This window comes from Haloferax sulfurifontis ATCC BAA-897, from assembly GCF_000337835.1.
GTDB lineage: Archaea > Halobacteriota > Halobacteria > Halobacteriales > Haloferacaceae > Haloferax > Haloferax denitrificans.
The window spans coordinates 119,084-131,826 of sequence record NZ_AOLM01000020.1 but is presented as its reverse complement, the minus strand read 5'-3'; the positions used below and the strand labels follow the sequence as shown (position 1 = coordinate 131,826).

The 12,743-nt window shown below is 67.8% G+C and carries 12 protein-coding genes; 9 read left to right on the top strand and 3 right to left on the bottom strand.

Annotation, left to right across the window (positions count from 1 at the left end; all coding sequences use genetic code 11):
- Nucleotides 1–189 precede the first annotated feature (189 nt).
- On the bottom strand, nucleotides 190–1,035 hold the full coding sequence (locus tag C441_RS11810; protein WP_004969527.1) for a hypothetical protein: 846 nt from the start codon (nucleotides 1,033–1,035) through the stop codon (nucleotides 190–192).
- A 212-nt stretch (nucleotides 1,036–1,247) separates the two neighbouring features.
- Here C441_RS11810 and ppc point away from each other — a divergent pair, with 212 nt between their 5' ends.
- The gene (ppc, locus tag C441_RS11805) at nucleotides 1,248–3,941 is read left to right on the top strand and encodes a phosphoenolpyruvate carboxylase (protein ID WP_007275284.1); all 2,694 of its coding nucleotides are present in this window, start codon (nucleotides 1,248–1,250) and stop codon (nucleotides 3,939–3,941) included.
- A gap of 66 nt (nucleotides 3,942–4,007) precedes the next feature.
- Here the strand turns inward: ppc and C441_RS19945 are convergent, their stop codons facing one another.
- Both C441_RS19945 and C441_RS11800 read right to left on the bottom strand, forming a co-directional pair.
- Complete coding sequence (locus tag C441_RS19945) at nucleotides 4,008–4,172, bottom strand: hypothetical protein (RefSeq protein ID WP_167321011.1); 165 nt, start codon at nucleotides 4,170–4,172, stop codon at nucleotides 4,008–4,010.
- Between the two features lie 172 nt (nucleotides 4,173–4,344).
- Nucleotides 4,345–5,145, bottom strand: a complete 801-nt coding sequence (locus tag C441_RS11800; protein ID WP_007275283.1) for an aldo/keto reductase — start codon at nucleotides 5,143–5,145, stop codon at nucleotides 4,345–4,347.
- 88 nt (nucleotides 5,146–5,233) lie between these two features.
- Between C441_RS11800 and C441_RS11795 the strand changes: the two genes are divergently transcribed.
- The 8 genes from C441_RS11795 to C441_RS11760 all read left to right on the top strand — a co-directional run bounded on the left by C441_RS11795 (nucleotide 5,234) and on the right by C441_RS11760 (nucleotide 12,666).
- Nucleotides 5,234–5,791: a sugar O-acetyltransferase gene (locus C441_RS11795; protein WP_007275282.1), complete on the top strand. Its 558-nt coding sequence runs from the start codon at nucleotides 5,234–5,236 to the stop codon at nucleotides 5,789–5,791.
- Between the two features lie 135 nt (nucleotides 5,792–5,926).
- On the top strand, nucleotides 5,927–7,576 hold the full coding sequence (pyrG, locus tag C441_RS11790; RefSeq protein ID WP_007275281.1) for a glutamine hydrolyzing CTP synthase: 1,650 nt from the start codon (nucleotides 5,927–5,929) through the stop codon (nucleotides 7,574–7,576).
- Complete coding sequence (gene guaA, locus C441_RS11785; protein ID WP_004969521.1) at nucleotides 7,576–8,493, top strand: glutamine-hydrolyzing GMP synthase; 918 nt, start codon at nucleotides 7,576–7,578, stop codon at nucleotides 8,491–8,493. Before pyrG ends, guaA begins: the two co-directional genes overlap by 1 nt.
- A complete protein-coding gene (locus C441_RS11780) occupies nucleotides 8,490–8,810 on the top strand; it encodes a DUF7126 family protein (protein ID WP_004969520.1) in 321 nt (106 codons plus the stop codon). The genes guaA and C441_RS11780 overlap by 4 nt, the downstream gene beginning before the upstream one ends.
- Before the next feature lie 124 nt (nucleotides 8,811–8,934).
- The gene (locus tag C441_RS11775) at nucleotides 8,935–9,708 is read left to right on the top strand and encodes a DUF4397 domain-containing protein (RefSeq protein WP_007275280.1); all 774 of its coding nucleotides are present in this window, start codon (nucleotides 8,935–8,937) and stop codon (nucleotides 9,706–9,708) included.
- Nucleotides 9,709–9,961: 253 nt separating this feature from the next.
- Complete coding sequence (locus tag C441_RS11770) at nucleotides 9,962–10,531, top strand: DUF4382 domain-containing protein (RefSeq protein ID WP_007275279.1); 570 nt, start codon at nucleotides 9,962–9,964, stop codon at nucleotides 10,529–10,531.
- 207 nt (nucleotides 10,532–10,738) lie between these two features.
- Nucleotides 10,739–11,701 (top strand): beta-ribofuranosylaminobenzene 5'-phosphate synthase family protein, encoded by a 963-nt coding sequence (locus tag C441_RS11765; RefSeq protein ID WP_007275278.1) that lies wholly within the window; start codon nucleotides 10,739–10,741, stop codon nucleotides 11,699–11,701.
- A 128-nt stretch (nucleotides 11,702–11,829) separates the two neighbouring features.
- Entirely contained in the window at nucleotides 11,830–12,666 is an 837-nt protein-coding gene (locus C441_RS11760) for an RAD55 family ATPase (RefSeq protein WP_007275277.1), read from the top strand.
- Nucleotides 12,667–12,743 lie beyond the last annotated feature (77 nt).

Genomic DNA, 12,743 nt, shown 5'->3' with positions numbered 1-12,743 from the left:
GTCGCCCGGGAGCGACGTCGCCCGGTCGGTGGGTGGTTCTCGAACCCTAACTGACGACCCGAGAGCCGCCGGTCTGTCAGCACGCGAAACGGGGTACGTCGGCACGGGATGGAACAGGACGAGATAGAACGGAACGGAGGGACGCGTCGCGGCCGGTCGCGAAGCGGGAAGGCGGGCGCCGAGGCGAGGTTACTCGCTCGGGCGCGGCAGTGCCGTAAAGAGCGTCTCGACGATGGTGAAGGGGTCGTAGGTGGACTGGTGGCACTGACAGTAGACGCCGTCTTCGCCGCCGAACGTGGCGGAGCTGGCCGACTGCTTGTAGCCGGGGACACAGCAGAAGTGCGTACACTTGTTGAGCCACGCGATGACGCCCTGGTCCGTCGAGGCGGCGAGCCACTCGTTGTCCTGTGCGGCCTCCTCGATGCGCGTCGAGCGGACCACCTGAATCGGCATCGTGTCCTCGGTGTCCTGCGAGCGCCACGTCCCGGTCGCGGGCATTCCGAGACCGGCCTGCCCGATGCCGTTGCCCCACGTCTCGTACTCGTCGAAGTCGTTGACGTTCAGGCGGTCGCCGGCGCTGTAGGTCTCGGACTGCCAGTCGTAGGCCCCGTTGTCGGAGCGGAAGTAGTTGTCCGACTCGAACGTCGGGTTCAGCCCGTCGTAGGTCTGGACGCCGCAGTACTGGAACCAGTCCTGCGAGTAGGTGACGCCCGTGCCCTGGTAGTCCTCGCTGATGGCGAGTTCGACTTCCACACCGTTCTGGGTGACGGTCTGGACCTCGGGCCAGACGCCTCTGATGTAGCCCTCGTCGTCGATCTCGATCGGAATCTGCGGCATGCCGCGCGGTGCGGGACCGCCGGTGTTCTCGATGGCGTACGCCTGCGTCGGCCCACCGCCGGAACCGGTGGACGACGTTGCGGTGTTGATGGCGGCCGCGCCTGTCGTTCCCACGCCCGCGAGCGCCGCTCCCCCGACGACGCCCTTGACGAACCGACGGCGACCCGAATCGGCGGGGTACTTGTCGCTATCGCTCATACATCCACCTTCGACCCGGTCAGTAAAAGCGTGACGAATCAACCGTGTTAGTACGCCCCACGAAACGGCCGCCCGCGAGGGGTTCGGCCCGCCGACCCCGCGGCCGGAGAAACTGTACAAACCATTAGAAACGTTCGTTTAGGACCCATCTCCGGGCAAATTTTCGGCGTTACTCGTGGCCTTTTAGAATGTGGTACTCGTATTCGAGTAGGATGCGATTGCACACCAGAGACGTGCGGCAAGATGTCCGCGAGCTGGGGGCACTGCTCGGGGACGTGCTCGAAGCGCAGACGTCGACGGCGTCGTTCGAGACGGTCGAAGAGCTTCGACAGGCGGCCATCGCCTACCGGAAAGGCGAGTCCGGGTCGCGCGAGCGACTCTACGACGTGGTCGGCGACCTCGAACCGGAGCGCGAGAGCGTCGTCGCCCGCGCGTTCACCACCTACTTCGAACTCATCAACCTCGCCGAGGAGCGCGAGCGGGTTCGCGTCATCCGCGAGGCGTCCCAAGAGGGGACGCTCGAAGACGGCATCCTCGACACGCTCGACGCGCTGGACGACGAGGAGGTCGACGAGGAGCTTCTGGGACGCGTCCTCGAAGACGTGCTCATCGAGCCGACCTTTACGGCCCACCCGACCGAGGCCCGCCGGAAGACGGTGAAATCGAAGCTCCGCTCCATCGCCAACCGGCTGGAGACGCTCGACGAGCGCCGCCTCACCGACCTCGAACACGACCAGGAGTGGCGGCACGTCGTCGCCGAGGTGACGAGCCTCTGGCAGACCTCGCAGGTCCGCGACCGCCGCCCGGAGCCGACCGACGAGGCCCGAAACGTCCAGTGGTACCTCGAAAACACGCTTTTCGACGTGGTCGGCGAGGTGTACGAGGAACTCGAAGAGGAGCTCCGCGCCGAGTACCCCGGCCTCGACGTGCCGAAGCTGTTCGAGTTCCGCTCGTGGGCCGGCTCCGACCGCGACGGCAACCCCTTCGTCACGCCCGAGGTGACTGAAGACACGCTCGAACGCCAGCGGAGCGTCGCCCTCGAAAAGTACAGCGACTCGCTCAAGCGTCTCTCCGGTGTGCTGAGTCAGGACGCGACGCGAATCGACCCGGGCCACGAGCTCGAACGCTCGCTGAAGGCGGACCGCGAGCTCCTCCCCGTCGTCGCCGAGGAGTCCGACGAGCGCTACCCCAACGAGCCGTACCGCCAGAAGCTCAAGCTGATGCGCGAGCGGCTCCGCCGCGTCGAGGACGTCCGCCCGAACGGCTACGCCGACGCGAGCGAACTCATGGCCGACCTCGAAGTCATCGACACCAGCCTCCGCCGGACCGGCGCGGCGCAGGTCGCCGACGTGTACGTCGAGCCCCTGATGCGACAGGTCGACACGTTCGGCTTCACCCTCGCCAGCCTCGACCTCCGCGACCACCAGGAGAACCACACCGAGGCCGTCCACGAGGCGCTGGCCCACGAGGGCCTCGACTACTACGGTAGCTCCGAGGACGAGCGCGTCGAACTCCTCACGGACGCGATTCTGCAGGACGAGCCGGTCGTCGACCTCGAAGAGCCGGGCGACGTGTCGGAGACGGCCGAGCGCGTCCTCCGCCGCTTCCGCAAGCTCGGCGAGTGGCAGCGCGAGTACGGCGTCGGCGCCATCGACACGTACTGCATCTCGATGACCGAAGAGCCGTCGCACGTCCTCGAAGTGCTGTTCCTCGCCGACCAGGCGGGCGTCGTCTCCATGCCCGACCACTGCGGCATCGACGTGGTCCCGCTTCTCGAAACCGAGTCGGCGCTCAACGGCGCGCGCCGTATCATGGGCACGCTGTTCGAAAACGAGGCCTACGAGCAGGCGCTCGCCGCGCGGAACGACGTCCAGGAAATCATGCTGGGCTACTCCGACTCCAACAAGGAAAACGGCTTCCTCGCGGCCAACTGGGACCTTTACAAGAACCAGCGCCGCCTCGCCGACATCTGCGACGACTTCGACGTGACGATGCGGCTGTTCCACGGCCGCGGCGGCTCCATCTCCCGCGGCGGCGGCCCGATGAACGAGGCCATGCTCGCGCTCCCCAACGAGACCGTCACGGGGCAGATTAAGTTCACCGAGCAGGGCGAGGCCATCGCCGAGAAGTACGCCAACCCGCGCATCGCGGAGCGGAACCTCGAACAGATGCTCAACGCCCAGATTCGCGCCCGCCTGCAGGCGATTCGGACGCCCGAAGAGGAGGTGCCCGACCGCTGGGTCGACGCCATGGACACCATGGCGGCCGCCGCCCGCGAGGAGTACCGGAACCTCCTCGAAGCCGACGGCTTCGTCTCCTACTTCGAGCAGGCGACCCCCATCACCGTCATCGAGGAGCTCAACCTCGGCTCCCGGCCGGCCTCCCGGTCCGACGAGCGGAGCGTCGAGGACCTGCGGGCCATCCCGTGGGTGTTCTCGTGGACCCAGTCGCGGTGTATCCTCCCCGGCTGGTACTCGCTGGCCGCCGGCGTCAACGCCTTCCTCGAAGACGGCGGCGACATGGACGACCTCCGCGAGATGTACGACGAGTGGGCGTTCTTCCGGAGCACGTTCGACAACGCCGCGATGGCGCTGGCGCGCACCGACCTCGAAATCGCCACGGAGTACGCGAACCTCGCCGACGAGGAACTCCGCGAGGAGTTCTTCACCCGGCTCACCGACGAGTACGAAGACGCCGCGGGGCTGATGCTCGACATCAGCGAGCGCAGTAGCCTCCTGAAGCGCGAGTGGCTCGAAGAGAGCCTCCGCCGCCGCAACCCCTACGTCGACCCGCTGAACCTCCTGCAGACGCACCTGCTGTCGCAGACCCACCGGACCGACGAGGAAGAACAGACCCTGCGGCTCACGGTCAAAGGCATCGCCGCCGGGATGAAGAACACGGGATAACGCGACCGCGACGCCGACGCCCTCGGCCACCCGCCGAGGACTCCGTCGCCGCGCCGCCGGGGGCGATTAGGCCCGACGGAGGTCGTACGGGTTCGAACAGACCGGGCAGGTCTGCCGCGCGACGCGATACTCGCTTTTTAATCGCTGTCTGACACCGTCGAAGTCGGCGTCGCCCTCGTATCTCGATTCGACTTCCTGTCCGCAGTGCGGGCACACCACCACCGTTGCCATATTCGACGGTACGGGCGAGTCCATCATATATTTTCACCCCGTTTGTGGCGGGGTCGCACGTCCCGTTTTGACGGGGCGTCCATGATGACGAATATTGGATACAGAGCGGTCGAACAGTCGAAAATGGAGGCTTCAGCGTCGCGGCCGTCGGCCGGGGGCAGGTCGGCTCAGCTCAGGCGTGGTTCCACGGCGCTTCGTCGAAGTCGACGATGCGGTGGGTCGAATCGAGGGCGTCGATGGCGGCCACGTCCTCCTCGTCGAGGTCGAGGTCGAGCGCGGCGAAGTTGTCGCGGATGTGGTCGGGCGAGGCGGCCTTCGGGATGGGCGTCGCGCCCTTTGCTATCAGCCACGCGAGGGCGACCTGCGCGGGCGACGCGTCGTGCTTCTCGGCGATGTCGACGATGACCGCCTCGTCGGCGACCTGATTGCGCGCGATTGGCGAGTAGGCGACCAGTCGGTGGCCGTGGTCCGCGGCGAACTCGCGGAGTTCGGTCTGCTGAAGCATCGGGTGCATCTCGACCTGATGGGCGAACACCGGCGCGTCGAGCGTCTCGATGGCCGATTCGAGCTGGTCGGGTCGGAAGTTGCTCAGGCCGACGTGGTCGATGACGCCCTCCTCGACGAGTTCGTCGAGGGCCGCGAGCGTCTCGTCTTCGTCGTAGCTGTCGAGCGGCCAGTGGACGTACAGGAGGTCGATGGTGTCGACACCGAGTCTCTCGGCGGACTCGCGGGCCGTCTCCAACACGTCGTCGGAGCCGAGGTTGTCCGTGTCGAGCTTCGTCGCCACGAACACGTCGTCGGCATCGACGTCCGATTCGGCGAGCCCCTCGCCGACGAACTCCTCGTTGTGGTACATCTGGGCCGTGTCGACGTGGCGGTAGCCGGCGTCGAGGGCGGTCTTCACGGCCTCGACGCACTCGTCGCGGTCTTCGAGTTTGTACGTCCCGAAGCCGAGTCGCGGGAAGTCCTTCATGGACGGACGGTCGCGGGCGGGCGAGTCAAATCCTGCGGTTGCGGAAGCCGTGGATACACTTACCACCCACCCGCCAGTTATCGCCGGTATGCCCTCCGAGAAGGAGAAGATGCTCGCCGGCGACCCGTACGACGCGAGCGACCCGGAACTCGTCGCCGAGCGCGAGCGCGCGCGTCGACTCACGCGCCAGTTCAACGAGACCGACGAGACGCAGACCGAGCGCCGCGAGGAACTGATTCGGGAGCTGTTCGGGGAGGTCGGCGAGTCGTTCGGAATCGAGCCGCCGTTCCGCTGTGACTACGGCTACAACGTCCGCGTCGGCGAGCGCTTCTTCGCCAACTTCGACTGCGTCTTCCTCGACGTCTGTCTCATCACCATCGGCGACAACTGCCAGCTCGGGCCGGGGGTGCACGTCTACACGGCGACCCACCCGCTCGACGCCGCGGAGCGAATCAAAGGCCCCGAGTCGGGCGAGCCGGTGACAATCGGCGACAACGCGTGGCTCGGCGGGCGGGCGGTCGTCAACCCCGGCGTCACCATCGGCGACGACGCGGTGGTCGCCTCGGGCGCGGTCGTCACGAAGGACGTTCCCGACTCGGTGGTCGTCGGCGGCAACCCGGCGCGAGTCATTAAAAGGCTGGACTGACCGGGCGCACACCGTCGCGTCGGCGTCGCCGCCGCGTCGCAGTCGCGCGATTCTCTCGGATTCTGGTGCGTGCGGTGCTCTGGCACACGATGTTCCCTCCGAAATGGTTTTGAAGTACGCTCGCACACGGTCAGTATGCCGACGGACGAATACGACCCAGAGATGGGGCGCAAGTTCATTTTCGTAACCGGGGGTGTCATGTCCGGCCTCGGGAAGGGTATCACGGCCGCGAGCACCGGGCGACTCCTGAAGAACGCCGGGTTCGACGTCACCGCGGTCAAGATTGACCCGTACCTGAACGTCGACGCCGGGACCATGAACCCCTACGAGCACGGGGAGGTGTACGTACTGAAAGACGGCGCGGAAGTCGACCTCGACCTCGGGAACTACGAGCGGTTCCTGGGCGTCGACATGACCGCCGACCACAACATCACGACGGGCAAGACCTACCAGCACGTCATCCAGAAGGAGCGCGACGGCGACTACCTCGGGAAGACGGTCCAGATTATCCCGCACGTCACGGAGGACATCAAGCGCCGCATCCGCGAGGCGGCCGAGGGGACCGACGTGTGTCTCGTCGAGGTCGGCGGCACCGTCGGCGACATCGAGTCGATGCCGTTCCTCGAATCGCTCCGCCAGTTCGCCTCCGAGGAGGAAGACGGCGACGTGCTGTTCACGCACGTCACGCTCGTTCCCTACTCGAAGAACGGCGAGCAGAAGACGAAGCCCACCCAGCACTCCGTCAAGGAGCTTCGGAGCATCGGCCTCCAGCCGGACATCCTCGTCGGCCGCGCCGACGACAAACTCGAACCGGCGACGAAGAGCAAAATCGCGCAGTTCTGCGACGTGCCGGACGCCGCCGTGTTCTCCAACCCCGACGTGCCGGACATCTACCACGTCCCGCTGATGGTCGAAGAGGAGGGCCTCGACGAGTACGTCATGGAGCGGCTCGGCATCGCCGACGAGGCGCTCCCGAAGGAAGACCGCGACAACCGGTGGCGCGAGCTCGTCACGGCCGACCGGACCGGCTCGGTCGACATCGCGCTCGTCGGCAAGTACGCCCTCGAAGACGCCTACATGTCCATCCACGAGGCGCTCAAGCACGCGGGCATCGAGTGCGGCGTCGACGTGAACATCCTCTGGGTCGACTCCGACGAGATGCTCGACAAGCACGAAGAGCGCCTGAAGGACGCCGACGGCGTCGTCGTCCCCGGCGGCTTCGGCTCCCGCGGAACCGGCGGCAAAATCGAGGCCATCCGCTACGCCCGCGAGAACGACGTCCCCTTCCTCGGTCTCTGTCTGGGCTTCCAGATGGCCGTCGTCGAGCAGGCCCGGAACGTCCTCGGCCACGACGAGGCCCACTCGGCCGAACTCGACCCCGACACGCCCTACCCGGTCATCGACCTCCTGCCCGAGCAGTACGAGGTCGACGAGATGGGCGGCACGATGCGCCTCGGCGCGCACGACACCGACATCGACGCCGGCACGCTCGCGGAGGCGGTGTACGGCGACACCTCCTGTACGGAGCGCCACCGCCACCGCTACGAGGTGAACCCCGAACTCATCGACGAGCTCGAATCCGAGGGGCTTCGCTTCTCCGGCCGCGCCGAAAACCGCATGGAGATTCTCGAACTGACGAACCACCCGTTCTTCTTCGGGACGCAGTTCCACCCCGAGTTCCGCTCCCGACCCGACCGCGCGAGCCCGCCGTTCCTCGGCTTCCTCCGCGCGGTCCTCGGCGAGCTCGACGCGCGCGAACTCGGCAACGAAGAGGTGACCGCATAATGGTAAACGTAGACGAATTCATCGAAGACGCGACCGAATCGATTCGCGACCAAATCGGCGACGAACACGCCATCATCGCCCTCTCGGGCGGCGTGGACTCTTCCGTCGCGGCGACGCTCGCCTACGAGGCCGTCGGCGAGCAACTCACCCCGGTCTACGTCGACACCGGCCTGATGCGCAAAGGCGAGACCGAGCAGATTGCGGACACCTTCTCCTTCATGGAGAGCCTCCGCGTCGTCGACGCCCGCGACCGCTTTTTCGACGCCCTCGAAGGCGTCGTCGACCCCGAGGAAAAGCGCCAGGTCATCGGCGAGCAGTTCATCCGCGAGTTCGAGCGCGAGGCCAAAGAGACCGACGCCCAGTACCTCGTGCAGGGGACCATCTACCCCGACCGCATCGAGTCCGAGGGCAACATCAAGTCCCACCACAACGTCGGCGGCCTGCCGGACGTGGTGGACTTCGAGGGCATCGTCGAACCCGTCCGCGACCTCTACAAAGACGAGGTCCGCGAGGTCGCCCGTGCGCTCGGCCTCGAATCCATCATCGCCGAGCGGATGCCGTTCCCGGGGCCGGGACTCGCGGTCCGCGTCCTCGGCGAAGTCACGCCCGAGAAGGTACAGGTCGCCCGCGACGCGTGTCACGTCGTCGAAGACGAGACCGAAAAGCACGACCCGTGGCAGGCGTTCGCCGCCGTCATCGGCAAGGGCACCGGCGTCAAGGGTGACAACCGCGTCCACGGCTGGATCGTCTCCGTGCGCTCCGTGGAGTCGCGCGACGGGATGACCGCCCGCGCACAGGAACTGCCGTGGGACACCCTCCAGCGCATCCAGTCGCGCATCACCGGGACGAACGAGAACGTCGCCCGCGTCGTCTACGACGTGACCCACAAACCGCCGGCGACCATCGAGTACGAATGACGACGGCAGTCGTCGCGGGGGCGGACCCCGACGGACTCGGCGAAGCGCTCGAAGACGAGGGCGCGACGGTCGTCCGCGTCACGGGCATCGCCTCCGCCGACTCGCTCGGCGAGGCCGGCATCGAGGACGCCGACCTGCTCGTGCTCACCGACATGGACGACGCGACGGCCATCGCGGTGGCCAAGGAGCTGAACCCCGACGTGCGGGTCGTGACCTACGCCTACGACACCCTCCCGGAGTTCGCCAAGGGCCAAGCCGACCTCGCCATCGACCCGAACCTGCTCGCGGTCGACGTTGTCGCGGAAGAACTCGTTTGAGACGGTCAGGAGCATCCGACTGTCTCGGTTCGGTGACTTTCTTCCACGATTTGATTTGTAGATATATTAATATCTTCACGGACCTTCATGGTAGTTGCAAATGTCGTCTTTCTCCCGACGAACGATGCTGAAGAGCCTCGGCGCAACCGGTCTCCTGCTCGCAGGCGGCGCGACGACCGCGGCGGCACGCCCCGGCGGCGTCGCCGCGGGCGACGCGCGGTTCCGAGTCGGCCACTTCTCGCCCGACGCGCCCCCCGTAGACGTGTACGTAAACGGCGACCCCTTCCCCGGCCTGCAGGGCGTCCCGTTCGGCGTCTTGTCCGACTATTTCACCGTCCCCGCGGGGACGTATCAGGTCGAGGTCACGCCCGCTGGCGACGCCTCGACGGTCGTCATCGACACCGAGGTCACGCCCGCTGGCGACGCCTCGACGGTCGTCATCGACACCGAGGTCACGCTCCGTCGCAACCGCGATTACACCGTCGCGGCGACGGGCGTGCTCGCCGACATCGCGGCCGTCGTGCTCGCGGACACGAACCGCCCGGCACCGTACGGCAAGGCCAGCGTCCGCGTCGCGCATTTCTCGCCCGACGCGCCGGAGGTCGACATCGTCGTCAAAGACGGCCCGACGCTGTTTTCGGGGCTGGCGTTCGGCGACGTCTCGGACTACGAGACAGTCCCCGCCGGGACGTACGACCTGCAGGTCGTCCTCTCGTCGGACGGGACGGTCGTGCTCGACCTCCCCGGAACGACGCTCGAAGGCGGCCGAACCTACTCGGTGTTCGCCATCGGCTTCGCCACCGGCGGGTCGCCCGGCTTCAGCGTCCTGCCCGTCGTCGACGCCGTCTCGCCCGCCCGCGACCAGCCGACTAACGGGGACGTCTGTCGCGTGCGCTGAGTCGATACCGTCCGCCGCCCACCCGCGCGGGGAGGCGGTGAGAACCCCACGTTTTCCGACGAAACTCGGCGAAATTCGACGCCGTTCGAGCCGAATTTCACGCCAACGACCGCAAGCCGGCGAGCCGGTTTTCACCATTCAATACGGCGGCGTGCAGAGCGGTCGATGTCGCGGGGGCGGGCGGCCCCCACCAGTCATCACCCCGGGACGCCCGGCAGTGCCGCGACCCCCGCAGACACGCGAACACCAACCAATGACACACACCAGACGACGCTTCCTCACGTCCGCCGCCGGAATCGCCGCCGCAACCACCGCCGGCCTCGCCGGCTGTATGGGCACCGCGTCCGCGACGACGGGGACGCTCTCGACCCGCGTGAGCGACAAGCCCGGCGACATCGACGATTTCGAGTCCTGCGTCGTGACGGTCTCGACAGTCCGCGTCAAACTCGCCGACGGCGAGGCGGAGTCGCTCGACGCGGGCGACACAGCACTCGACCTCGTCGAACTGCAGGGCGACGCCTCCGCGCTCGTCGAGGAGTTCGAACTGGAGACGGGCACCTACGAGTTCCTGCAGGTCGAGGTGTCGGAGACCGACGCGACCCTCGCAGACGGGTCGTCCGCGACCATCGAGGTGCCCGGCTCCGCCCCGCTGAAGTTCGAGCGGTCCTTCGAGATTCGCGCCGACGAGACGACCACGTTCACGGCCGACTTCACGCCCGTCACGGCCGGGAACGCGGGCAAGTACGTCCTCCAGCCCGTCGCCGACGAGGTGACGGTGGCGTACGAGTCAGACGAGACGGAATCGACCGAGACGACCTCGTAACGCGGTCGCTCCGACGCGACCGGTCTCGCTGGAGTTCCCGACCCCGCTTCGGTTCGGCCCACGCCCGTTCTCCCCGCGCTGTCGAGCGTCCGGCCCTCTTCTGACGCCCGCCGTGAGAGTCAAAACCGACCGACAGCGGCGGGAGACCCCGGCCCGCGTTGCCATGGTCGAAACCCCCTTTTGGCGTCCCCGCCGATAGCCGGTGACATGGTTCGGGTCTCGACCGGCGCGCGCATCCACTTCGGTTTCCTCAATCTGAGCCTCGCCCGCGACCGCCTCTACGGCGGCGTGGGCGTCGCGCTCGACGAGCCGCGGGTGGTCGTCGCCGCCGAGCCCGCGGCCGACGTTCGGTGCCGGCATCCCGCCGCCCGCGAGTACGCCGAGCAGGCGGTCGAACTCCTCGGCGTCGAGGGCGTCGACGTCTCGGTCGAGCGCGCCCTGCCGCGACACGCCGGCCTCGGGAGCGGGACACAGCTCGCGCTCGCGGTGTTGCGGGCGGTCGCGGCCGCCACCGACCGCGAGGCCGACGTGCGCCGCCTCGCCCCCGAGATGGGTCGCGGCGGCCGCTCCGGCGTCGGCGTCGCCACGTTCGAAGCCGGCGGGGCCGTCCTCGACGCGGGTCACCCGACCGCGCGCTTCACCACCGACCGCCCGGAAGACGGCTCGTGGTCGGTGCCGGCGGTCGCCGCCCGACACGAGGTTCCCGACCGCTGGCGATTCCTGCTCGTCGTCCCGGACACGGACCCCGGCCGCAACGGCGCGGCCGAGGAGTCGAGCATGCGCTCCGTCGTCGAGCGCGCGGACGCGCAGACCGGCGACCGCATCGCCGGCATCGTCACCCGGCGGCTCCTCCCGGCGCTCGCCGAGGGGTCCGCCGAGCGGTTCGGCGAGGCCGTCGAGTCCGTCGGCCGGCTCAACGGGACGTGGTACGCCGACGAGCAGGGCGGCGTCTACCGGCCGCCGGTCGGCGCGCTCGTCTCGTCGCTGTCGGAGTCGCCCGTGGTCTACGGCGCGGGCCAGTCGTCGTGGGGGCCGTGCGTCTACGGCGTCACCGACGCCGACCACGTCGACGAGGCGGTCGAGGCGGGCCGGGCGGCGCTGGCCGACGCCGACATCGACGGCACCGTCTCGGTCGCCCGCGGGCGGAACCGCGGCGCGCGCGTCGAGTGAAGCGGGTGTGAGCGAACGGACGTGAGCAAACGGGTGCGAGCATCGCGGGGCGAGTCGGAGGTGGCGACCGCGACGGCCCCACCGCGCTCCCCGAAACGCCTAACCGACGCGGCCGAGTCGGCTTCGGTATGTCTCAAATCCCCTTCGGCGTCCCCCGCCTCGACAGCATCATCGGCGGCGGCGCACCCCCGGGGAACGTCGTGCTCCTCGCGGGGGAGTCCGGCGCGGGCGCTCGGGAGTTCCTCTACACGAGCGCGACGATGAACGCCCTCTCGCACACCGACGAGGAGCTGTTCGACCTCCACTACGGCTCGCTCGCGGACACCGCGACGCCGCCGCCGGAGATTCACTACGTCTCCTTTACCTCCGGCGAGGAGTACCTGCGCCGCGAGATGGGCTACACGATGGACGACGAGGTCGTCGAGTCCGCGGTCGAACACATCGAGTTCCACGACCTCTCGCCGGAGTACTTCCAGCTCAGCCCGATTCCGCGGGAGTGGTACCTCGGCCAGCCGACGAAGCTGGAGGACCTCGGCCACAGACACAACCGCGAGTCCGTGTTGGGCGCGCTGGGGAGCACTCTGAGCGAACACGCCCCCGGGAACCTCGTCGTCATCGACTCCCTGACCGACCTCGTGGCGAGCCAGTCCGACGAGATGACGTGGTCGGACATCGCGATGGTCATCAAGGGGCTGGAGAAGGCCTCTTACCAGTGGGGCGGGCTCATCCTCGTGCTCGCGAGCACCGAGGCGCTCTCGAAGACCGAACTCGGCGTCCTCAAGGGCGCGACCGGCGGGACACTGCTTTTCGAGTGGGAGTCCGGCGGGTCGAAACGCGCGCGGACGATGGTCGTCCAGGAGTTCCGCGGCGTGCTCGCCCGACTGGAGAGCGAGAACATCGTGCAGTTCGAGACCGAAATCAACGAAAGCGGCCTCGACGTGAGCGACGTGCGGAAGATTCGCTGAGCGAACCGGGACGGGGTCGTGCGACAACCTGTCTCCGATTCGGGGACAGTTCTTAAGGCTCCGTAGACAAACTGGAC